This window comes from Kaistia soli DSM 19436, assembly GCF_900129325.1.
Lineage (GTDB): Bacteria > Pseudomonadota > Alphaproteobacteria > Rhizobiales > Kaistiaceae > Kaistia > Kaistia soli.
Genome location: NZ_FQUP01000001.1, coordinates 891,681 through 914,185, shown reverse-complemented (window position 1 = coordinate 914,185; position 22,505 = coordinate 891,681). Strand labels below are relative to the sequence as shown.

General features: G+C 65.4%; 20 protein-coding genes. 13 read left to right on the top strand and 7 right to left on the bottom strand.

Annotated elements, in window-relative coordinates; all coding sequences use genetic code 11:
* Positions 1 to 73 precede the first annotated feature (73 nt).
* Together BUB39_RS04505 and BUB39_RS04500 are read right to left on the bottom strand one after the other, a co-directional pair.
* Entirely contained in the window at positions 74 to 1,372 is a 1,299-nt protein-coding gene (locus BUB39_RS04505) for an extracellular solute-binding protein (protein ID WP_073051787.1), read from the bottom strand.
* Positions 1,373 to 1,639: 267 nt separating this feature from the next.
* A complete protein-coding gene (locus BUB39_RS04500; RefSeq protein WP_073051786.1) occupies positions 1,640 to 3,208 on the bottom strand; it encodes an aldehyde dehydrogenase (NADP(+)) in 1,569 nt (522 codons plus the stop codon).
* A 162-nt stretch (positions 3,209 to 3,370) separates the two neighbouring features.
* Between BUB39_RS04500 and BUB39_RS04495 the strand changes: the two genes are divergently transcribed.
* Positions 3,371 to 3,775: a response regulator gene (locus tag BUB39_RS04495; RefSeq protein WP_073051785.1), complete on the top strand. Its 405-nt coding sequence runs from the start codon at positions 3,371 to 3,373 to the stop codon at positions 3,773 to 3,775.
* On the opposite strand, the gene BUB39_RS04490 is transcribed toward BUB39_RS04495, so the two are convergent.
* Positions 3,769 to 4,608: an SDR family NAD(P)-dependent oxidoreductase gene (locus BUB39_RS04490; RefSeq protein ID WP_084526878.1), complete on the bottom strand. Its 840-nt coding sequence runs from the start codon at positions 4,606 to 4,608 to the stop codon at positions 3,769 to 3,771. The two genes, BUB39_RS04495 and BUB39_RS04490, sit on opposite strands and share 7 nt — an antisense overlap.
* A gap of 126 nt (positions 4,609 to 4,734) precedes the next feature.
* On the opposite strand from BUB39_RS04490, the gene BUB39_RS04485 reads away from it, so the two are divergent.
* The 7 genes from BUB39_RS04485 to BUB39_RS04455 are packed head-to-tail and all read left to right on the top strand — an operon-like array spanning position 4,735 to position 11,543.
* Positions 4,735 to 5,760 (top strand): BMP family ABC transporter substrate-binding protein, encoded by a 1,026-nt coding sequence (locus BUB39_RS04485; protein WP_073051784.1) that lies wholly within the window; start codon positions 4,735 to 4,737, stop codon positions 5,758 to 5,760.
* A gap of 40 nt (positions 5,761 to 5,800) precedes the next feature.
* Positions 5,801 to 7,342, top strand: coding sequence for an ABC transporter ATP-binding protein (locus BUB39_RS04480; RefSeq protein ID WP_073051783.1), 1,542 nt, complete (start codon positions 5,801 to 5,803; stop codon positions 7,340 to 7,342).
* A gap of 27 nt (positions 7,343 to 7,369) precedes the next feature.
* Positions 7,370 to 8,404 carry an ABC transporter permease gene (locus BUB39_RS04475; protein ID WP_073051782.1) on the top strand — a complete coding sequence of 345 codons (1,035 nt, stop codon included), beginning with the start codon at positions 7,370 to 7,372 and terminating at the stop codon, positions 8,402 to 8,404.
* On the top strand, positions 8,404 to 9,324 hold the full coding sequence (locus BUB39_RS04470; RefSeq protein WP_073051781.1) for an ABC transporter permease: 921 nt from the start codon (positions 8,404 to 8,406) through the stop codon (positions 9,322 to 9,324). The genes BUB39_RS04475 and BUB39_RS04470 overlap by 1 nt, the downstream gene beginning before the upstream one ends.
* 11 nt (positions 9,325 to 9,335) lie before the next feature.
* Positions 9,336 to 10,292 (top strand): nucleoside hydrolase, encoded by a 957-nt coding sequence (locus BUB39_RS04465; RefSeq protein WP_073051780.1) that lies wholly within the window; start codon positions 9,336 to 9,338, stop codon positions 10,290 to 10,292.
* A 59-nt stretch (positions 10,293 to 10,351) separates the two neighbouring features.
* Entirely contained in the window at positions 10,352 to 10,777 is a 426-nt protein-coding gene (locus BUB39_RS04460; RefSeq protein WP_073051779.1) for a cupin domain-containing protein, read from the top strand.
* 49 nt (positions 10,778 to 10,826) lie between these two features.
* Positions 10,827 to 11,543 (top strand): MgtC/SapB family protein, encoded by a 717-nt coding sequence (locus BUB39_RS04455; protein WP_073051778.1) that lies wholly within the window; start codon positions 10,827 to 10,829, stop codon positions 11,541 to 11,543.
* Between the two features lie 47 nt (positions 11,544 to 11,590).
* On the opposite strand, the gene gndA is transcribed toward BUB39_RS04455, so the two are convergent.
* A complete protein-coding gene (gndA, locus tag BUB39_RS04450) occupies positions 11,591 to 13,024 on the bottom strand; it encodes an NADP-dependent phosphogluconate dehydrogenase (protein ID WP_280174639.1) in 1,434 nt (477 codons plus the stop codon).
* 321 nt (positions 13,025 to 13,345) lie between these two features.
* Between gndA and BUB39_RS04445 the strand changes: the two genes are divergently transcribed.
* From BUB39_RS04445 to BUB39_RS04430, 4 genes are all read left to right on the top strand, one after another.
* Positions 13,346 to 14,305 (top strand): class I SAM-dependent methyltransferase, encoded by a 960-nt coding sequence (locus tag BUB39_RS04445; protein WP_244540145.1) that lies wholly within the window; start codon positions 13,346 to 13,348, stop codon positions 14,303 to 14,305.
* Between the two features lie 87 nt (positions 14,306 to 14,392).
* A complete protein-coding gene (locus BUB39_RS04440) occupies positions 14,393 to 14,863 on the top strand; it encodes a carboxymuconolactone decarboxylase family protein (protein ID WP_073052759.1) in 471 nt (156 codons plus the stop codon).
* Between the two features lie 16 nt (positions 14,864 to 14,879).
* A complete protein-coding gene (locus tag BUB39_RS04435) occupies positions 14,880 to 15,824 on the top strand; it encodes a sigma-70 family RNA polymerase sigma factor (RefSeq protein ID WP_073051775.1) in 945 nt (314 codons plus the stop codon).
* A 76-nt stretch (positions 15,825 to 15,900) separates the two neighbouring features.
* The gene (locus tag BUB39_RS04430; RefSeq protein WP_073051774.1) at positions 15,901 to 16,935 is read left to right on the top strand and encodes an AI-2E family transporter; all 1,035 of its coding nucleotides are present in this window, start codon (positions 15,901 to 15,903) and stop codon (positions 16,933 to 16,935) included.
* A 90-nt stretch (positions 16,936 to 17,025) separates the two neighbouring features.
* On the opposite strand, the gene clpA is transcribed toward BUB39_RS04430, so the two are convergent.
* The 3 genes from clpA to BUB39_RS04415 form a co-directional block, all read right to left on the bottom strand.
* Entirely contained in the window at positions 17,026 to 19,470 is a 2,445-nt protein-coding gene (gene clpA, locus BUB39_RS04425) for an ATP-dependent Clp protease ATP-binding subunit ClpA (protein ID WP_073051773.1), read from the bottom strand.
* Between the two features lie 9 nt (positions 19,471 to 19,479).
* Positions 19,480 to 19,809 (bottom strand): ATP-dependent Clp protease adapter ClpS, encoded by a 330-nt coding sequence (gene clpS, locus BUB39_RS04420; protein ID WP_073051772.1) that lies wholly within the window; start codon positions 19,807 to 19,809, stop codon positions 19,480 to 19,482.
* Positions 19,810 to 19,979: 170 nt separating this feature from the next.
* The gene (locus tag BUB39_RS04415) at positions 19,980 to 21,296 is read right to left on the bottom strand and encodes a cobyrinic acid a,c-diamide synthase CobB (protein WP_073051771.1); all 1,317 of its coding nucleotides are present in this window, start codon (positions 21,294 to 21,296) and stop codon (positions 19,980 to 19,982) included.
* Positions 21,297 to 21,388: 92 nt separating this feature from the next.
* Between BUB39_RS04415 and BUB39_RS04410 the strand changes: the two genes are divergently transcribed.
* On the top strand, positions 21,389 to 22,501 hold the full coding sequence (locus tag BUB39_RS04410) for a cobalt-precorrin-5B (C(1))-methyltransferase (protein WP_244540144.1): 1,113 nt from the start codon (positions 21,389 to 21,391) through the stop codon (positions 22,499 to 22,501).
* Positions 22,502 to 22,505 lie beyond the last annotated feature (4 nt).

The window sequence follows — 22,505 nt, the reverse complement described above, 5'->3', positions numbered from 1 at the left end:
GAAACCGCAGATACGAAGTCCCGGACAGGCATGCCGGCCGGGACTTCGCGTCAGATCAGATGGTCGTCAGCGCCTAGAGCCGCGCATAAGCGGCCTGCACCGCTGCATTGGCGGCGTCGAGGGCGGCTTCTGGCGTCTTGGCACCGGTCAGCACGTCACCCATCATCACCTGGATCTGGTTGGAGATCTCCGGATAGATCGGAACGCCCGGACGTGCCTGGCCGTCAACGAGCGCGGCGGCGAAGGCCTTGTTGGCGTCGGACTTGAAGACGTCATACTTGTCGAACAGCGCCTTCGAGGTCGGCAACTGCTGCTGCAGCGCGTTGCCGGCGCCCGAATAGATTTCCTTGGCGATGCCGGCGCACATGGCGACCTTTTCCGGATCGGACGAGAAGGCGCCGATGGTCCAACCGCCGGTGCCCGTCGAGCGCTGATCCTTGGTCGGGCCGGGGATCGCCGAGAACGTCCACTTGGCGAACTCTTCCGGCTCCAGCGTGCTCTTGAGCTGGGCCAGCTGCCAGTTGCCGCCGATGAAGAGAGCGGTCGAACCGGCCGCCGCGGCGGCGTTGAACTCGTCATAGTTGACGATCGTCGCGATGCGCTTCGGCGCGGCACCCGAGTCGACGAGGTCCTTGAAGTAGTTGACGGCCTTCAGGAACTTCTCGCGGTTCTCGCCCTCGGCGAAGATCGGCTTGCCGCTGTCGTCGACGAGCTTGCCACCCTGCGCCCAGAAATTCGCCAGCCAGTCGAACGTCGTGCCTTCCCAGCGACCGCCATTGACGAGGACGCCTTCCATGCCCTTGTCCTTGGAGGCGATGGCGGCGGCCTTCAGCTCGTCCCAGGTCTGCGGTGCGTCCGCAACGATATCCTTGTTGCGGTAGAGCACGCGCAGGTCGGTATCCCACCACCAGGCGTAGATCTTGCCGTCCTTGCCCGTAATGCCTTCACGAACGAACGGGAACAGGTCGTCGATCTCGGCCTGCGTGAAATATTCGTTGAGCGGCTTCAGCACGCCAGCATTCATGAACAGCGCGAGCACGAAGCTATCGACAGCGGCGCAGTCCGGGCCGGTGCCCGACTTCGTCTGCTCCAGCATGCGCGCCTGCTCCTGCCCGATATTGTCGGACATGCGCTCAAGCTTGATCTGCCAGCCGGGATGCTTCTGGATGAAGTCGACGAAGAGCTTCTGATAGCCCTCCGCGATATCCGGGAGGGTATTGCCGGGGCCGTCGCCAGTCAGGCGGAAGGAGAGGGTTTTCGGCGCATCTGCCGGCCCGACGCGATCCTTGGCGATCAGGTCCTGGGCTGAGGCGGCGCCGGCGACAAGCGTCGCCACCGTCGCCAAAAGGGCGACGCGGAACTTTCTTCTCATATCTCGAACTCCTCAAGAATGTTTCCACCTGGAGCCGGCTGCCGCCGGTCCGACACGCCTGTCTGCGGCGCTTGAAGGGGAGTAAATCACTTTGCTTTCGTTTCGGCAACGAGGAATCGAGTGCCTGCGGCATGCCTGTGGATGCCGGCCGGATGTGGTGCGGCTGGCCGATTGCGCGCATCCTCACGTCGCCCCCGCAAACGCGAGGACGCCAGTTAGTGAAGCCTGGACGCAAGGCCGCGAGGACCGCGGGCAGAAATGCGGCGGTCAGCCCTGCCGAACGCCGTCGACGAGCCGTGGCAGCGCATCGTCGCGAAGCACCGCCGGAAGCAGCTCCTGCGGCAGGTTTTGGTAGGAGACAGGCCGCAGGAAACGACGGATCGACAGCGTGCCGACCGAGGTGAAGCGGCTATCGGCGGTGGCAGGGTAGGGGCCGCCGTGAACCATCGCGTGGCTCACCTCGACACCGGTCGGCCAGCCATTGGCGAGGATGCGGCCGACGCGCCGCTCCAGCACCGGCAGCAGGCGCCTCGCTTCGGCGATGTCGCCGGCATCGAGCTGCAGCGTCGCGGTCAACTGGCCTTCCATCCGTTCGGCGGCTTCCAGCATCGCGTCGATCGTCTCGCAGCGCACGATCAGCGATGACGCGCCGAAGACTTCGTGGCCGAGGGCCTCATCAGCCTCGAAACGCGCCGCATCGGTGAGGAAAATGGCCGGGGCCGTCGCATTGGCGTCGTCACCATCCAAGCCGCGGGCGAGGATCTGCACGTCGGGATGCGAGGCGAGCGCGCCGACGCCTCGGTCGAAGGCCTGGTGGATCCCAGGTGTCAGCATCGCCTCGGCATGCTTCAGCGCCAGCGCGGCCTCGACATGGCTGAGAAACGCTTCGAGATCGGGTCCGGCGACGGCGTAGACGAGGCCCGGATTGGTGCAGTACTGGCCGCCGTCGAGTGCCATCGAGTCGACGAAGCTACGCGCGATCTGCTCGGTACGCTCGCGAAGGGCCACGGGCAGGATGAAGACGGGATTGATGCTGCTCATCTCGGCATGGACGGGGATTGGTTCGGGCCGTGCCGCGGCAATCGCCATGAGTGCGAGGCCCGCGCCGCGCGAGCCGGTGAAGCCGACCGACTTGATCATCGGGTGGCGCACCAGCGCGGTCCCGGTGTCGACGGCGCCGTTCAGCAGCGCGAAGACGCCGGCCGGCAGCCCGGCATCGGCCACCGCCGCCTGGATCGCATGCCCGACCAGTTCCCCCGTGCCCGGATGGGCCGGATGGCCCTTGACGATCACCGGGCATCCGGCCGCGAAGGCCGCCGCCGTGTCGCCGCCTGCGACCGAGAAGGCCAGCGGAAAATTGCTGGCGCCGAACACCGCGACCGGCCCGACGCCGATCTGGCGGAGTCGGAGATCGGGCCTGGGGAAGGGTGCGCGGTCCGGCAGCGGCGGGTCGATGCGAAGATCGAGCCATTCGCCGGCCCTGACCACTTCGGCAAAAAGTCTCAGCTGGTTGGTCGTGCGGTTGCGCTCGATCGTGAGACGACGCCGCGAGAGCCCGGTTTCGGCCTCGGCGCGGTCGATCAGAGTCTCGCCGAGACCCTCGATCGCAGCGGCGACGCCCTCCAGGAAGCGGGCACGGATTTCGAGATCGCTATCGCGAAAGGAGTCGAAAGCGTCCCAGGCAAGCCGCGCGGCGCGGTCGACATCGGCTTCATCGGCGAAAGTGAAGATCGGTTCAAGCAATGCGCCGGTCTTCGGATTGGTGGCACGGATGCCCGGCGCCCCGCCAGAAGACGCTCCGCCGCCGATCAGAACCTCGCCAGTGATCATTGCCATCCCGGAAGCCCTCGCGCTTTTGAACTCCTTCTAGATCGATCCGATGCATCGCGGCCGCAACCGGCGACGTGGTCGCACCGTATAAGCGTGGGCGGAACCATTCGGCGCGATTTTCCGTTGCTACATCCAATGGCGCGCAAAACGTCGGAAAGGAGGGCCTCGATGATCAGCAGCAGCACCGGAATCATACTCGTGGTCGAGGATGAACCGATCCTGCGCATGGTCATGAGCGATCAACTCGGCGATCTTGGCTTCACGACAATCGAGGCCGAGGATGCCTCGGCGGCGCTGCCCGTACTAGCAGGCGATCTGCCGATCGCTCTCATGATCACCGATGTCGAGCTGCCCGGCATGGATGGCCGCGCGCTGGCCGAACGGGCGCTCGCACTGCGCCCGAGCCTCGGCATCCTGTTTTCGACCGGTGATGTCGCGGGGATCAGGCTCTGGCCGGGCTTCGACCCGGCCACCATGCAGGCGATCGGCAAGCCGTTCGAGGTCAAGGATCTGGTCGCCGCGATGACTGCGCTGATCAAGCAGCCGCTCGAAGCGGCGGGCGAGGGTCAGTAAGGCGTTTCGCCCGCGTCGGCATTGACCGCCTGACCGCGGATCAGCATGGCATCGTCCGTGAGAAGGAACGACGTTACCCGCGCCACCTCGATGGGCTGCAGGTGGCGGATGAGTTGCTGGCTCAGCATCTTGTCGAAGATGGCCGGTGCGCCTTCGCCCGTGAAGCCCGAATAGGCTTCCGATACTTCGCGCAGCATCGGCGTCGCGACGCCCCCGGGGCAAACGCAGTTCACGTTGATATCGTGCGGGGCCAGCGTCTCCGACAGCATGCGCGTCATGGAGATCAGTGCTGCCTTGCTGGCGCTGTAGGCCAGCGATTCCTTATGCCCCTTCTTTCCAGCTTCCGAAGCGATTGAAACGATTGCGCCGCGCGTGCCGGCGTCGATCATCCGCTTCGCCACCAGCCGAGATGCCTCGTAGGCGCCAAAAAGATTGATCTCGAACTGTCGACGCCAGTCATCCCAGCTGATCTCAAGCGGATCGGAATGCAGCACGATCGCGGCGCAGTTCACCAGGCCGTCGATGGTTCCGAGGGCTGCCGCAGCCGCGTCGATCCCGGCCGCGACTGAGGATTGCGAGCCGACATCCATCGCGACGGCGAAGCAGCCCTTGCCGGCGCCGCCGAGTTCCTCCGCCGTTGCCTCGGCGCTCGCGGGTTTGAGATCGGCGACGACGACATGTGCGCCTTGGGCCAGCAGGAGGCCGGCGATCGCCTTGCCGATGCCGCCCGAGCCGCCGGTTACGACGAAGCTCTTGCCCTCATGGACGGGCAGGATGCGGGGCGTGCGGACCGGGAGCGGCGCACTCGGCGCGGTGATCATGTATTTGGACATCGGGAATCCATCTGGGGACAGGACGCTGTCCGGAGGATAGGCATGGCGTCGCTGCGGTCAATCGCGGTTGTCGGCTCGTTCGCTACTGGCTAAGTTCCAATCTTCGATTGGCATGAGGAGCGCGTGATGAAGTTTCAAGGCCTGATGATGAGCGGTGCGGCGATGGTCCTGGCCGTCTCGGCGCTGGTGGCGCAGCCGGCTGCTGCTGCCGACCCGAAGCTCGTCGTCTTCGTCTCGCCCAATCCGATCGGGGTCAACGACTTCCTGAAGCTCGCCAAGACCGGCACCGAGAAGGCAGCGGCGGCCCTCGGCGGCACAGCCAAGGCCTATGAGAGCACGGACCCGACCACGATCCGCCAGAATCTCGAGGCGGCTGCCAAGGAGGCAGGCGTCGTCGTCGCGGTTGGGTTCGAGTTCAACGACGTGCTGCCGGAGGTGGCCAAGGCCAACCCCGAGACGAAGTTCCTCCTGGTCGACAGCTGCCCGCAGACGCTCGCTCCGAATATCTACTGCTCGGTGTTCCGCGAATATGAGGCGACCTTCCTCGCCGGCGCTGAAGCGGGTCTCACCACCAAGACCGGCAAGGTTGGTGCGATCGGCGCGCTCGATATTCCGTTTCTGCATCGCTACACCGATCCGTTCCTCGCCGGTGCCAAGCACGTCAAGCCGGACGTCCAGACGGCTGAAACGCTGTGGATCGGCGGCAACAATCCCTTCTCCGATCCGGCACGCGGCCAGCAGCGCGCAGCCGTTCTGGTTTCCGATGATGTCGATCGGGTGATGGCGGCTGGCGCCGGCTCGAATGGCGGCATCTTCAAGGGCCTTGGCGATCTCGATGGCGCCGCGGCCTTCGGCGTCGACGTCAACCAGTGCAAGCAGGCGCCCGGCGCCGTGATGGACAATGTCGAGAAGCGCACTGACGTCGTCATCGAGAAGGGCGTCGCCGGCATTGCCAAGGGCGACCAGCCGCAAGTCGCGGCGCTCGGCCTCGCCGAGGGCGGCATGACGCTGACGGGCCTTGAGGCCGGTGTCGCGGCGTCCGGCTGCCTCATTGCCGAATATCCCGAGGCTCTCGCCAAGGTGAAGGCGCTGCGGGACGAGATCGTTGCAGGGACGCTGAAGGTCGCCGATCCGATGCAGCTCGCCAAGTAACGCGCGAAGCAAGAGGCAGCATCATGCAGAGGGTGCCGTCGTGACGGCCGGGCCGGTTGTTACGCCGGTGGCCGAGCTCGAAGCGCGCGGCATCGTCAAGCGCTACGGCCCTCTCGTCGCCAATGATCGGGTCGACCTCGTCGTCGCGCGCGGCGAGGTCCATGCCGTCATGGGCGAGAACGGCGCCGGCAAGTCGACGCTGATGTCGATCCTCTATGGATTGCAGCAGCCCGACGCTGGCGAGATCCTGATGCGCGGCCGCAGGGTCGAATACCGCTCTGCCCTCGATGCGATCGCCGAGGGCATGGGCATGGTTCACCAGGCCTTCAAGCTGTTCAATTCGCTGACGGTCTGGGAAAATGTCGTCTATGGCATGGAGCCAAGCCGGCATGGGCTCATCGATCGCCGCGCGGCGATCGAGCGCGTCGGCGAGATCGCTGCGCGCTATCGGCTCGCGGTTGATCCCACGGTCGTCGTCGGCAGCCTGTCGGTCGGCGTGCGCCAGCGCGTTGAAATCCTGAAGGCCCTCTATCGCGATGCGCAGATTCTCATTCTCGACGAGCCGACCGCTGTTCTGACCCCTCAAGAGCGCGACGGGCTGTTCGATGTCATCCGCCATCTCGCCGCCGACGGCCGCACGATCCTCTTCGTCACGCACAAGCTGCACGAGGTGATGACGATCACGGACCGTGTGACGGTGCTGCGCGATGGCCGCGTGGTCGAGCGCATGGTCACCGCCGAAACCTCGCCGCGCGAGATCATCCGCGCTATGACCGGACGTGCCGTCAACCTCAAGGTCGAGAAGGCACCAGCCTCGCCCGGCGCGCCGGTGCTGGTCGCCGATGATTTGACGGTTCTCTCCGACGACGGCCGGCCGTTGGTCGATCGCGCTTCGCTGACCGTCCGGGGCGGAGAGATCGTCGGCATCGCCGGGGTCGCCGGCAATGGCCAGACCGAACTGATCGAGGCGCTGGCCGGACTGAGGCAACCTTTTCGTGGCCGTGTCTCGATCGCCGGCCAGGACGTCACGGCGGCCGGGGTCGACGCGCATCGTGTCGCCGGTCTCGCTTATATCCCCGAGGATCGTGCCGTGACCGGCACGGCACGCGCGGCGAGCGCGGCAGACAATCTCGCCATGGGTTTTCATCGCCACCCGCCGCTCGCCCGGGGCGGCCTGCTCGATGGCCGTGCGCTCGCCGCAGAGGCACGTGCGATGATCGCGCGCTTCGGCATCAAGATCGGCTCCGAGAAGCTGGCGGTCGGCACGCTTTCAGGCGGCAATCTTCAGAAGGTCGTCGTCGCACGCGAGCTGACTCATCGGGCGCCGCTGCTGATCGCTGAGCAGCCGACACGCGGCGTCGATGTCGGTGCGATCGAGTTCATCCATTCGGAGCTTGTCGCCGAGCGAGATCGCGGCGCCGCTGTGCTGCTCGTCTCGGCTGAGCTTTCCGAGATCCTCGCGCTCGCCGACCGTATCCTGGTGATGTATGAGGGCCGCATCCTCGCGGAAGTCGACGCTGCGACGGCGACCGAGGAGGCGCTCGGCCTGCTGATGGCCGGCCGCGTCCAGGAGGCGGCATGATGGCAGACCTGGCCGGCGGGAAGTTCGATGAGTGACGTTGCCCGCCCCATGCGGCGCCTGCTGCGCATACCGCCCGTGCCGTTGGCGATCCTGGTCGGCGTCGTTCTCGGCGGCCTGCTTGTGCTGGTCTCGGGCGGCAACCCCGTCGAGGCCTATGCCGCCATCGTTACTGGGTCGCTGGCCTGGGACAGCCTGCCGAACACGCTTAACTGGGCCGTTCCACTGGTCGGCATGACGCTGGTCGCCGCGATCCCGCTGCGCGGCGGGATGATCAATCTTGGCGGCGACGGCCAGATGGTGATCGGCGGGCTCGTCGCGGCGCTCGTACCCCTCTACCTCCCCGGTCCCGGACCGTTGCTGATCGTCGTCGCCATTCTCGCTGCGATGGTGGCGAGCGGTCTCTATGCGACCATTGCTGCCTGGGGCGAGACGCGGCATGGCATCCCCATGCTGATCTCGAGCCTGCTGCTCTCCTACCCGGCGATCGGCATTTGCTCCTATGTCGTCGGGTTTCCGCTCCGCGACACCACGACGGGTCTCGCGCAGACTCCCATGATCCCCGAGGCGGCGCGGCTGCCGGTCCTCTCCGGTCCGCTCAATGCCGGCCTGCTGGTCATGCTGGTCGTCGCCGTGCTGGTGGTGCTCTATGACCGCTTCACGGTCGGCGGCTATGAGCTGCGCATGCGCGGGCTCAATGCCCGTTTCGCCGGCTATGGCGGCGTGCCCCTAGCCCGCCAGATGACCGGCGTCATGTTCGCGAGCGGCGCCATTGCCGGGCTCGTCGGCGCGCTGATCGTGCTCGGCTCGCAGTTCCGCTTCCAGGACGGCGCGCTGCTCTCGCCGGGCTACACTTGGTCAGGCCTGATGGCGGCGCTCCTCGCCGGCGGCGAACCGCTTGGCGCGATCCTCGCCGGCGCCTTTTTCGCGGCGCTGCAGACCGGCGGCTTTGCCATGCAGCGCGAGACGTCGATCCCGCGCGTGCTGACCATGGTGCTGCAGTCGATCATCATTCTCTTCCTCGCCATCCGCCATGGCGTCGGCCGGCGGCGGGAGACGCGCTGATGCTTGATTTCATCACGCCCTTTCTCGTCAATTCGGCCGTGCAGGCGATCACGCCGATCCTGCTGGCCGCCCTCGCCGGAACGCTCTGCGGCCGCGTCGGCGTCTTCAACATGGCGCTCGAGGGCCAGATGCTGGTCGGTGCCTTCGCCGCCGTCGTCGGCTCCTATGCGACGGGGAGTGCGCTCGGCGGCATCGCGGCAGCCACGCTGGCGACGGTCGCCTTCTCGCTCATTCTCGCTTATGGCGTCACAGTGTTTCGCGGCGATGCGGTCGTCATCTGCGTCGGCATGAACCTGTTGGCCTCGGGGCTCACGGCTTATCTGCTGCGCCAGATGTTCGGTGTCAGCGGCACGTTCAGCGACCCGGCCATTGTCGGGCTGGAGAAGATCCGCATTGCCGCCATCAATGGCTGGCCGGTGATTGGCTGGATCTTCTCGCGCCAGACCGCGCTCACATGGGTCGCCTGGATCCTCGTCGCGGTCGTCACGGTCGTGATGTTCCGCACGCCGCTCGGCCTGCGCCTTCGCGGCGTCGGCGAGGACGCCGAGGCGGCCGAGACCATGGGCGTCGACGTCACGCGCTACCGGATCGTGACCGTGCTCGTCGCCGGCGCCATCGTCGGCCTTGCTGGGGCGCAACTCTCGCTCGGTACGGTCAGCATCTTTTCGGAGGACATGAGCGCCGGGCGCGGCTGGATCGCCGTCGTCGCCGTGATGCTCGGCCGCAATCATCCGCTTTATGCGGCGCTGGCCTGCGTCCTGTTCGGATTCGCCGACGCCTTCTCGGTGCGCCTGCAGGGGCAGGGCCTGCCCAACCAGGTCACCGACGTCGTACCCTATGTGGTGACGCTGGTAGCATTGGTGCTGACCCATACCAAGCGGCGCCGCCGCCAGGACCCAACCATCACCGCCTCGCCTTGAGAAAGACAGCCATGACCGATCCCTGCCGCATCATTCTTGACGTCGACACAGGCATCGACGACGCCATGGCGATCTTCTATGCCCTGCGCCGCCCTGGCATTAAGCTCGAAGCGCTGACCACGACCTTCGGCAATACCGATACGTCGATCGCGACCGAGAACACGCTGAAGATTCTCGAGTTGCTCGGCCGGCCGGAAATCCCGGTGGCGCCCGGCGTCGGACGATCGCTGATCCGCCCCTACAAGCGCATGGCCGACCATGTGCATGGTTCCAACGGCCTCGGCGATGTCGAACTGCCCACGCCGAAGATCAAGGCGGTCGACGAGCACGCGATCGACCTGATGATCCGCCTCGTCAAGGAGAATCCCGGCGAAATCACGCTGGTCCCGGTTGGCCCGATCACCAATGTGGCGCTCGCGCTTACCAAGGCGCCCGAGATCGCGAAGCTCGCCAAGGGCATCGTCATCATGGGCTCGACGATTTTCCATCCGGGCATCCACGGCCCCGTCGCACCGATGGTCGACGCCAATTTCGCCAACGACCCCGAGGCGGCGCATATCGTGCTACAGGCCGGCGCCAATGTGACGTTGGTCGGCATGGACGTCACCATGACGACGCTGCTCTCGACCGACATGATGGCCGACATCGTGGCGGCCGGCGATCCGGCGTCGCAGACGCTGATGAAGATCACCGAGTTCTATGTGAATTCCTACAAGACGATGTATCCGGGCATCAAAGGCTGCGGGCTGCATGATCCGCTCGCCGTGGCGATTGCCGAAGATCCAAGCCTCGCGACGATGGAGCGGATGTATGTCGACATCGAACTGCATGGCGAACTGACGCGCGGCCAGACCGTCGCGGATCGGCGCCGTACGGCCAACGAGCTGCACAATGCCAATGTCTGCATGGCGATCGACCGAGCGCGCTTCGAGGCGGATTTCGTGGCCCTGATGAAGAACGTCGCCTGAGCCAGCGGGCATGCGGCTTGCTTGGGAAAGGCGTGCTTTTCCAGATGCGAGCCGCGCCCATGCCTTCTGAGCAGACACCGCTCTTCGACACGATCGCCCTCTCGCCGACCGCGGATCACATCGCGCCGGATGGGTCTGAAGTTCGGCCGCTGGTCGCCCTGCCGGGCGGCAGCATGGCGCATTTTACGCTGCCGGCCGGCGCCGTCTCGGTCGCCGTCGCGCATCGCGGCCTGGACGAAGCATGGTATTTCATCTCCGGGCGCGGGCACATGTGGCGTGCGGCGGGCGGGCGCGCCGAAATCGTCGACCTTGTGCCCGGTCTCTCGATCACCATACCCGCGGGGACCGGCTTCCAGTTCCGTGCCGACGAGGACGAGCCGCTGACAGCCATCGGTTTCACGCTGCCGCCCTGGCCGGGTCCCGAGGCCGTCTATCCGGTCGACGGCGCTTGGCCACCGACGGGCGTGGCACGGACCGTCATATGATCGTGACACAGCCCGGCTTGGTTGCGGCCCGGGTCTCGGAGACGACTACGTGAAGTTCATCGAAACATATGACCATCTGCAGTTCCTCGACACGCTGGTGAGCTTCACGGCGGCCTTTGTCCTGGGCGCGCTGATCGGCGCCGAGCGCCAATACAGGCAGCGGACGGCGGGACTGCGGACCAATGTGCTCGTCGCCGTCGGCGCCGCCGCCTTCGTCGATCTCGCCCAGCGCATCGCCGGATCCACCGAGGCAGTGCGCGTGATTTCCTATGTGGTCTCCGGCATCGGTTTTCTCGGTGCCGGCGTCATCATGAAGGAGGGCATGAATGTCCGGGGCCTCAACACGGCGGCGACCCTCTGGTGCTCGGCCGCGATCGGTGCCTGCACGGGAACAGACATGCTGGCGGAAGCAGCGCTGCTGACGGTGTTTGTCCTTGCCGGCAACACGCTGCTGCATCCGGTCGCGGCGCTCATTAATCGCGCGCCACTGGCCGATAGCGTCGCCGAGGCGACCTATGAGGTGCGCCTTCTCGTCCAGGCCGACGCCATGGCCGACCTCCGCGACACCCTGGTTCAGCGGCTCGAGGCGGCGAAATATCCGGTCGGCGATGTTGATGTGGTCGATCGCGACAATGACGTCGTCGAGCTCGTCGCGACGCTCGTCAGCACGTCGGTCGCAAAGAAGGAGCTCGATGCCGTGACACGGGGTCTGTCACTGCTGCCGGACGTGCGCCATGCGAGCTGGGAGGGCAGCACGACCGATTGAAGTGCATCGCCGCGGCAGGGCCGCGGCGATGCACGAAGACGTTATGGCTAGTCCGAAGTCTTCACTTCGCTGCCGTCCTGGCTCCAGCGGGTGTGGAACTTGCCGGGCTTGTCGAGGCGGCCATAGGTGTGGGCGCCGAAATAGTCGCGGAGACCCTGCAAAAGGTTGGCCGGACCGCGCGCACGGCGCAGGCCGTCATAATAGGCGAGCGACGAGGCGAAGGCGGGCACGGGAATGCCCTCGGCGACCGCCAGGCCGACGACCTTGCGCCAGCTCGCCTCGGCCTTGATGACCGCATCGGCGAAATAGTCCTGCAGCAGCAGGTTTCCGCCGCCGGTGCCGGAGGCATAGGCCTCGCGGATACGGTTGAGGAAGCGGGCACGGATGATGCAGCCGCCGCGCCAGATCGTCGAGATCTCGCCGAGCTTCAGCTCCCAGCCATATTGCTGCGCGGCGACCTGAAGCTGCTCGAAGCCCTGTGCATAGGCGACGATCTTGGAGGCGTAGAGCGCATCCTTGATGGCATCGATCTCGGCGGCTGACGGTGCACGCTTCGCAACGTCGCCATGCGGGAAGCGCGCTTCGACGGCGGCGCGCTCGGTACGGCGGGCGGAGAGAGCGCGCGCAAACACCGCCTCGGTGATCGAGGTGAGCGGAATGCCGAGATCGAGCGCCGACTGCGCCGTCCAGCGTCCGGTGCCCTTCTGCTCGGCCTCGTCGACGATCGAATCGACCAGCGGCTTGCCGGTATCATCGACCTTGCGCAGCACGGCCGCGGTGATCTCGATGAGATACGAGTTGAGCTCGCCCTCGTTCCAGTCGGCGAAAATGTCCGCGATGGCAGGCGCTTCGAGGCCGTAGACCGTCTTGAACAGGTCATATGCCTCGGTGATCAGCTGCATGTCGGCATATTCGATGCCGTTATGCACCATCTTCACGAAATGGCCGGAGCCTTCGGTGCCGATATACGTGCAGCAGGGCTCGCCATCGACCTGCGCGGCCATCTTGGTGACGATCGGCTCGATGCGGGCATAGGCCTCGCGCGTGCCGCCCGGCATCATGCTCGGGCCCTCGAGCGCGCCTTCCTCGCCACCGGAAACGCCCATGCCGATGAAGCGCAGCTTCTTTTCGGTCAGGTAGTGGAAGCGGCGGTTGGTGTCGGTGAACAGCGAATTGCCGCCGTCGATGATGATGTCGCCCTCGTCGAGGTGAGGGATGAGTTCCTCGATCACGTCGTCGACCGGCTTGCCGGCCTTCACCATGATGATGATCGGACGCGGACGGGCGATCGAGGCAACGAAGTCCGCGATCGTCTTCGAGGGCGTGAAGCGGCCCTCGGAGCCGAATTCATTGATCAGGTCGTCCGTGCGCCCGCCATGCCGGTTGTAGACCGCAACGCCAAAGCCCTTGCGCGCTGCATTGCGGGCAAGGTTTGCACCCATCACGGCGAGTCCAAGCACGCCAATATCAGCCAGTTCCACCACGCTATCCACCCTGTCGCGATCGCGATTCCGAATTCAGTGGCCGGACCTTACACCGACCACTTGGCGAGTTCTATCCGGCATTGCTGCGTTCTTGGCCGCCGCCCGGTTCGTTGGCCCGCGCCTGAAGCAAGGCCGGCGCGTCGATCGAAAGGCGAACTTGCGGCGAACATCCGGTCGGCGGATGCTCGTGTGGTCGTCAGATATCTGCATGGAGCAAAAGTATCGGGGAGATAGAGCATGTCGAACAACGCAGCTGTGTCCGAGACCTCGGCTATATCAGGCGAAGGTCCTTCGCCCAATCTATTCATCGATACGTTGATGGGATTCCAGAAAACCGCGGCGGCGAGGGCCGCTGTCGAAGTCGGTGTCTTCAAAGCCATCGCCGCCGGCGCTGACGATGCTTCCGCCATCGCCAGTGCGACTTCTTCCTCGGAGCGAGGGGTCGAAATTCTCTGCGACTATCTGGCCTTTCTCGGCCTCCTGCAGAAGAGGGACGGGCGCTACGGCTTGACGCCTTCGAGCGCTGTTTTTCTCGATCCTGAATCTCCGGCCTATTTCGGCGGCGTCGTCGCGTTTCTGGCGTCGCCCGAGATTCTCGGTCTGCTGCTCGATGACCCGGCAGCCTATGTCCGCAATGGCGGTGCAGTGGGCCTCGCCAATATCGCGCCCGATAATCCCATCTGGATCAAGTTCGCCTCGGCAATGACGCCGCTGATGGCGGCGACGGCAGACGAGGTGGGCGAGCGTGTCGCCGCGTGGCCCCGTCCGCCACGCAAGGTTCTCGATATCGCCGCCGGCCATGGACGCTGGGGCATCGCCGTCGGCAAGGCCGTGCCCGGAAGCGAAGTCTATGCAGTCGATTGGCGCGCCGTGTTGCAGCTCGCCGGGCGCAATGCGCAGGAAGCCGGTATCGGCGCGCGCTATCATCCGGTGCCAGGGAGCGCCTTCGACGTCGATTGGGGGCAAGGCTACGATCTCGTCCTCGTGCCGCATTTCCTGCACCATTTCGATCCGGAGACATGCGCCGGATTGCTGCGCAAGGTGCGCGCCAGCCTGGCGCCGGGCGGGCAGGTGCTGGCGATCGAGAATGTCGTTTCCGAGGATGGATTGTCGCCGCCCTGGCCGGCAGCCTTCTCGTTCCTGATGCTGGCGACGACGCCGAAAGGAGAGGCCTTCACCGCGCGGGAATATGACGACATGGCGCGTGCCGCAGGCTTTAACGGCGTAACGATCGAGGCGATGCCGCCGGCGCCGCACAGCCTGCTGACCTTCCAGTAGGGGCGCTCTCAGCGGAAAAAAGCTGCGGCGATGTCACAGATGGCGCCGCTGCCTCGTCTCGTGTTCGTCTATCCAATGGAGATGATCATGAGCGAGAGAGTGATTTTTCATACCGCCAATCCCGAGGCGGTACAGGCCATGTTGGCTATCAGCAACTATGTGGCGAATTGTTCGATCGAGCACAGCCTGGCCGAACTGGTGAAGATCCGCGCTTCGCAGATCAATGGCTGCGCCAATTGCCTGCATATGCATACAGCCGACGCGCGTAAGGCCGGCGAAACGGAAGCGCGTATCTACCTGCTCAGTGCCTGGCGCGAATCCCTGCTCTATACCCCGCGCGAGCGGGCGGCTCTTGCCTGGACGGAATCGCTGACGCTAATCGCGCAGAGCCACGCGCCGGACGAGGACTATCAGGCCCTTCAGGCCGCGTTCACGCCGAAGGAACAGGTCGACCTGACGGTGCTGATCAACGTCATCAACAGCTGGAATCGCTTGGCCGTGGGCTTCCGCACGGTTCATCCCAGCGATAGAAAGGGCGCCGCGCTGAAGGTGGCGTAAAGCGCCGCGGGGTTGAATGTCCAACGCATCGGCGATCGAGTTCGAGCGGCACAGGGCTTTCCTGACCCGGCTTGCCTACAGCATGCTCGGCTCGCTGGCCGATGCGCAGGATATCGTCCAGGACGCATTCCTGCGTTGGCACGGCTCCATCCCCGCTGATCTGGCGAGCCCGCGTGCCTGGCTCGCCAAGATCGTGACGCGCCTCTGCCTCGACTGGATGAAATCGGCGCGGGCACGGCGCGAGGACTATGTCGGCCCCTGGCTGCCGGAGCCGGTCCTTGAGCGTTTCGCCTCGCCGCCGCCAGCGGTGGATGACCGGATCGATGCGCCGGTCGCATTGATGCTGGCGCTCGAACGCCTGTCGCCGCTCGAGCGCGCCGTCTTTATCCTGCACGACCTCTTCGATATGGAGATCGGTGAAATCGCTGAGGCGATCGATCGAAACGAGGCGGCCTGTCGTCAGCTTGTCGCGCGGGCTCGTGGCCATGTCGGCCAGACGAGGCAGCGCTTCGCTGTCGATGCCGACGAGGCCGCACGCCTCGCCACCGCGTTTTTTGAGGCGACACGAAGCGGCAACGCCACGGTTTTGCGCGATATGCTCGCAGAGGCCGCAACTTTGCACAGCGATGGCGGCGGCAAGCGCCCAGCAAGCCTCAACATCCTGTTCAGCGCCGACAAGATAAGCCGCTTCTTCGCGGGGCTGTTCCAGAAATCGGATCCGGAAGACCGGTCGCGCATGCGCTGGTCGCGACCCCTGTGGATCAATGGCTTGCCCGGCTATGTATCGATCGACGCCAAAGGCACGATCCAGACGACGGCGCTAGAGGTCGAGGGCGGCAAGATCCTCGCTGTCTACGTTATAAGAAATCCGGACAAGCTGGCCGATGCGGAAGCCTTCCTGACGGATGGAGCGGCTGAGTCGGGAGGCGACGTTCGACCAATTCGTGCACCGGGATCCTGATCAGATCGAAACTCCGCGACATTGCACCTCAAGGCATGTCAGGTTCCCGGCTACAAAGTGGGCATCGGGGACGGACGTGGATTCGGATAAATTGTCGCGCTGGGAATGGGCATCGCTGGTCCTGGCCGGGCTCGCCCTCTGGCTGGTGCTCGAGCTTCACATCCTCTCGGTCCTTTTGTCGGGCCTCCTCGTCTACGAACTCGTCGATCTGACCGTGCCATCCTTTCGTCGCCTCGGCGTCAATACGGCCGTCGCAAAGACGATTTCGATCGCCGTTATGACCTCCGCGGTCGCCGGCGCTTTGCTGGTGATCTCGCTCTGGCTCGGATCGTTCATTGCCGCCGGGGGGCAGCCGATACAGGAACTGATGTCGCAAATGGCTGTCGCGCTGGAGCATATCCGGCCGAGCCTGCCGCAGGGCGTCGCCGACTTCCTGCCGGCAGATATCAACGCGTTGAAGGCGCTAGGAGTCGAATGGCTGCGCGGCAACGGCCGCCAGGTCGCGTCCATCGGCCAGGATGTCGGCCGGCTGACGGTTCATATCATCGTTGGCATCGCGATCGGCGCACTGGTCGCCTTCTCGCATGAGATGGGCGAGCAGGTGCTTGGGGGCACCGACGGCCGCCGCGCTCCGCTTGCCGATGCCGGCAGGCGCCGTTGTCGCAATCTCGCCACAGCATTCCGACAGGTCGTGTTCTCTCAGGTGCGGATCTCCGCGGTGAACACGGTTCTGACCGGCATCTTCCTGGCCGTGGTGATGCCGCTGTTCGGCGTGCCCCTTCCGCTCACCAAGACCCTGATCGTGGTGACCTTTGTCGTTGGCCTGCTGCCCGTCATCGGCAATCTCATCTCGAACACGGCGATCGTGCTCGTCGCGCTCAGCGTCTCGCCCTATGCGGCGGCCGGCGCGCTGGCTTTCCTGATCGGCATCCACAAGCTCGAATATTTCCTGAACGCCGCGATCATCGGCTCCCGCATCCACGCCCGCGCCTGGGAACTGCTGGTGGCGATGATCGTGATGGAGGCCGCGTTCGGCGTTGCCGGTCTCATAGCCGCGCCGGTCTTCTATGCCTTCGCCAAACAGGAACTGAAGAACGCCGGCGCGATCTAGTCCCGGCCCGTCGCCATCGCTCCGGCGGCAGCTACAACAAAAAGGGCGCCGCGAGTGCGGCGCCCTTCTGCATTCAAGTCCATTAGAACCTTAGTCCGCCTTCAGCGGCACCTTGGGTACGAGTCCGCCGCGCTTGGGCGGGCTCTTGTCGGACGTAGCGGCCGGCTTCTTGGCCGTGGCGGACTTCCGCTTCGGACGGGCTGCCTTCGCCTTCGCCTCTTCCGGCTCTGGCTTTGGCGTCACCGGCGCGTCCTCGATCGGCTCGAGCTTCAGTCCGGTCTCGCCATTCTCCTTGGTCTCGACCGAAACCTTGACCGTGCCACCCTTGCGCAGCCTGCCGAACAGAACTTCGTCGGCGAGCGGCTGCTTGATGTTCTGCTGGATCACGCGGCCGAGCGGCCGTGCACCCATCTGGCGGTCGTAACCCTTCTCGGCCAGCCAATCGATCGCCTCTGAGGAGAGATCGAAGGTGACGCCGCGATCGGCGAGCTGCGCCTCCAGCTGCATGACGAACTTCTGCACGACACTGCGGACAACCTCGATCGGGAGATTGCCGAACTGGACGATCGCATCAAGACGGTTGCGGAATTCCGGCGCGAACAGGCGGTTGATTGCCTCCTGATCGTCGGCATCGCGCATCGAGTTCTTGAAGCCAATCGCCGGCTTCGCAAGATCGGCGGCGCCCGCATTGGTCGTCATGATCAGCACGACATTGCGGAAGTCGACCTGCTTGCCGTTGTGGTCAGTCAGCTTGCCGTGATCCATCACCTGCAACAGGATGTTGAACAGGTCCGGATGCGCCTTCTCGATCTCGTCGAGCAGCAGGACGCAATGCGGATGCTGGTCGACGCCGTCGGTCAAAAGCCCGCCCTGGTCGAAGCCGACATAGCCGGGCGGGGCGCCGATCAGCCGCGAGACCGTGTGACGCTCCATATATTCCGACATGTCGAAGCGGATCAGCTCGACGCCGAGGCTGGCCGCAAGCTGCTTGGCGACTTCGGTCTTGCCGACGCCGGTCGGGCCCGCAAATAGATAGGAGCCGATCGGCTTCTCGGGTTCGCGCAGACCGGCACGCGCCAGCTTGATCGCCGACGTGACCTGCTCGATCGCCCGATCCTGGCCGTAGACAACCCGCTTCAACGTCGTCTCGAGCGACTTCAGCACCTCGGAGTCGTTCTTGGAGATCGTCTTCGAGGGGATGCGCGCCATGGTGGCGATCGTGTCTTCGATCTCCTTGACGCCAATCGTCTTCTTGCGCTTGCCCTCGACGACCAGCATCTGCGAGGCGCCGGTCTCGTCGATCACGTCGATCGCCTTGTCCGGCAGCTTGCGGTCATGGATGTAGCGCGCCGAAAGCTCCACCGCCGCCTTGATGGCGTCGTTGGTGAACCGCACGCGGTGAAAGTCCTCGAAATAGGGCTTGAGGCCCTTGAGGATCTCGATCGCATCCGGAACCGTCGGCTCGTTGACGTCGATCTTCTGGAAGCGGCGGACGAGCGCCCGATCCTTCTCGAAGAACTGCCGATATTCCTTGTAGGTGGTCGAGCCGATGCAGCGGATCGAACCGCCGGCCAGAGCCGGCTTCAGCAGGTTGGACGCATCCATCGCGCCGCCGGAGGTGGCGCCTGCGCCGATCACCGTATGGATCTCGTCGATGAACAGGATCGAGCCTGGATATTCCTCGATCTCCTTGACGACCTGCTTCAGCCGTTCCTCGAAATCGCCGCGATAGCGCGTGCCGGCCAGAAGCGTGCCCATGTCCAGCGAGAAGATCGTCGAGCCGGCGAGCACGTCCGGCACATCGCCTTCGACGATGCGCTTGGCGAGCCCCTCGGCAATCGCGGTCTTGCCAACGCCGGGGTCGCCGACGAAGAGCGGGTTGTTCTTCTGCCGGCGGCAGAGGATCTGGATCGTGCGCGCGATCTCGCTATCCCGGCCGATGAGCGGGTCGATCTTGCCCTTGCGCGCCTTGTCATTGAGGTTGACGCAATAGGCGTCGAGCGCGTCGGCCTTCTTCTTGGAATTCTCGTCCCGGCTTTCAACCGTCGCCGCGTCGTCGTCGACGCCGCGCACCGGCCGGCTCTCGCTCATGCCTGCCCGCTTGGCGATGCCATGCGAGATGTAGTTGACGGCGTCATAACGAGTCATGTCCTGCTCCTGCAGGAAATAGGCGGCATGGCTCTCGCGCTCGGCGAAGATCGCGACGAGCACATTGGCGCCGGTCACTTCCTCGCGACCGGACGACTGGACATGGATCACGGCGCGCTGGATGACGCGCTGGAAGCCGGCGGTGGGCTTTGAATCCTCTTCCGGGCCATGCGCGAGATTGGCCAGCTCGGTGTCGATGTAATCGACGAGACTGCGCTTCAGCATGTCGAGATCGACATTGCAGGCGCGCATCACCGCCGCTGCGTCCTGATCTTCGATCAGCGCCAGCAGAAGATGTTCAAGCGTCGCATATTCCTGGTGGCGCTCGTTTGCGAAAGCGAGAGCCTGATGAAGTGCCTTTTCGAGGCTGCGGGAGAATGACGGCACGTTAGGACCTCACTTCCTTTCCATCACGCATTGCAGCGGATGCTGGTGTTTGCGCGCGAAATCCATCACCTGGGTGACCTTGGTCTCGGCCACTTCGTAGGTGAAAACTCCACACTCCCCCATGCCATGCTGATGAACGTGCAGCATGATCTGCGTCGCTTCTTCCCTGGACTTATTGAAGAACCGCTCGAGTACATGCACGACGAACTCCATCGGCGTGTAGTCGTCATTGAGCAGGAGCACACGGTAAAGGCTCGGCCGCTTGGTCTTCGGCCGTGTCTTGGTAGCGATGCCGATGGACGGGTCGCCATCCTCGGGCCGACGAATGTCCTTGCTCATCTGAAACCGATCGCACGTCGCATGAAGGGAATCCTGCCGAGAATCTCGCTGCAGCGCAATCGCTTAGTTTGACGATCTGGCGCTGCCGTGCCGAAACGGCCTGGCAGGGGGGTGATAGGGCCTATATGGGATCGGCCGCCGCGGTTAAAAGAGGAGCCCGGCGGGTCCCTTCAAAGCGATGCGATCGCGTGGAACCAGCTGCCCGAAACCTGGCCGCGCCGGCCCCCGGCCGCGCCAAGCGAGACGCTGCGCGCATCCTCGATGGTCGCAAAAGGCGCATCCTGACCGGCTTCCACCACGGTCGAATAATGATACTCGTGCCCGGCGATCCGCGCGCCGGCAGGGCCAAGCGCGCAATCGGCGGCGAGCGTTGCCTTCCGATAGCCAAGATGCAGCCGCCGCGACGCGAAGCTCGTCACATGATCGAGCATCCCCGCCATCGCGTGGCTTGTCCCCTCGGCATCGACCAGCGCCCGGCCGAGCACCATATGGCCGCCGCATTCGCCATGCACCCGCCGCGTCGCTCCGAACCGGCGGAGCCCTGACAGGAAGGTCGCGGCAGCGGCAAGGCGTCCGGCATGGAGTTCGGGATAGCCGCCGGGCAACCAGCAAGCGTCGCACGACGGGTCGGGGGCCTCATCGGCAAGCGGCGAAAACGGAACGATCATCGCGCCTGCTGCTCGCCATCCGTCGACAAGATGTGGATAAACGAACGAGAAGGCGTCGTCCCGAGCCAGCGCGATCCGCATGCCGGGCGGTGGCAGCGCGGGCAATGCCGCGTCTTCAATCGTGATATGTGGCGGCCGCGCGAGCGCGACCAGCGCATCGAGATCGACATGACCGGCGAGGCAGTCGGCGGCGGCGGCGATGCGGGCGTCGAGATCGCCCTGCTCGCCTGCCTGCACCAGGCCGAGATGACGCTCGGGCAGGGCAAACGCGGCGTCGCGGGGCAGGCTTCCGAGGATCGGCAGGCCGAGCGGCGCGACCGCCTCCGCAATGAGGGCCCGATGGCGCTCGCTGCTGACGCGGTTCAGGATCACGCCGGCCACCTCAACGTCCGGATCATGCAGCATCAGTCCGCGCAGGATCGCGGCCACGGTCTGGGACTGGCCGGAGACATCGAGGATCAGCACCACGGGGAGGCGAAATCGCGCGGCGAGGTCCGCCGTGGCGCCGCGCGCACCCGCTGGGCCGCCGACGCCGTCGAAAAGGCCGAGCGCGCCCTCGATCATCAGGAGGTCGGCGCCGTCGCCCGCGCGGGCCGCCAGCCCGTCCAGAAGCGCTGGTGGCATGGCCCAGCTGTCGAGATTGAAGCTTGGCCGACCGCTGGCAGCTGCATGAAAGCTCGGATCGATATAGTCCGGACCGTTCTTCGCGCCGCCAACGACCAGACCACGCCGCCGGAGCGCCGCGATCAGCGCCGCAGTGACGATGGTCTTGCCCTCGCCGGATCGGATCGCCGAAAGAATGAGCCCGCGCGTCGTCATCGGACCTCGAGGCGGCGCCAGGTGCTGACAACGAGCGGAAGCATGGCCGACTTTCGGTGACGGACGCTGATACGGGCGGTATAGATGGCGTTGTGTCGGATAATCAACATCCCGCTGCTACGCCGGATCAGGACGGCATCCCCGCCGGGCCGCTGAGACGCGGCTGGACGACGGGCTGCTGCGCCGCGGCTGCGGCCAAGGCGGCCTTTGCCGCCCTCCTGACCGGCGAATTCCCCGATCCCGTCGAGATCCCGCTGCCGCGTGGTGGCCGGGCCGGTTTCACGCTGGCCGAAACGCAGCTGCGGGATGGCGCCGCCAGCGCCGGCATCGTCAAGGACGCTGGTGATGATCCGGATGTCACGCATGGCGCGCTGGTCATCGCCACGATACGTCCCTTGCCCGCCGGCAGCGGGCTTCGCTTCAAGGCGGGCGCGGGCGTCGGCACGGTGACGCGGCCGGGTCTAGCGCTGCTTCCGGGCGAGCCCGCGATCAATCCGGTGCCGCGCGCCATGATCGCGGCGGCGCTGGCCGAGGTCAGCGGCGGCGTGCTCGACCTCGAGATAGAGATCGCCATTCCCGGCGGTGAAAAGCTCGCCGAACGGACGCTGAACGGTCGGCTCGGCATTCTTGGCGGCCTCTCGGTGCTTGGCACCACGGGCATCGTCATTCCCTATTCCTGCTCAGCCTGGATCCATTCGATCCATCGCGGCATCGATGTCGCCCGCGCGTCCGGCCTGACCCATGTCGCCGGCTCGACCGGCTCGACCTCCGAGGCCGCCGTCAAGGCGCTCTACGGATTGCCTGACCCGGCCTTGCTCGAAATGGGCGATTTCGTCGGCGGCATGCTCAAATATCTGAAGGCCCATCCGGTCGACCGCGTCACCATCGCCGGCGGCATCGGCAAGATGGCGAAGCTCGGGCAGGGCCTGCTCGATCTGCATTCGAAGCGCGGCAGCGTCGATCTCGATCATCTCGCGCGGCTCGCGGTCGCGGCCGGCGGCAGCCCCGTGCTCGCCGAGCGCATCCGAACGGCCAATGTCGCCGCCGAGGCCTTCGCGCTGGCGACGGCCGAGGGCATCGATCTTGGCAAGGCGATCGCCGGAGCGGCCCTGTCGACTGCAGCGAAGGCCGTCGCGGGGTCGCCGATCGCGCTCGATGTCGTCGTGTTCGACCGCCAGGGACAATTGGTCGGCCGCGCCGGATGACGCG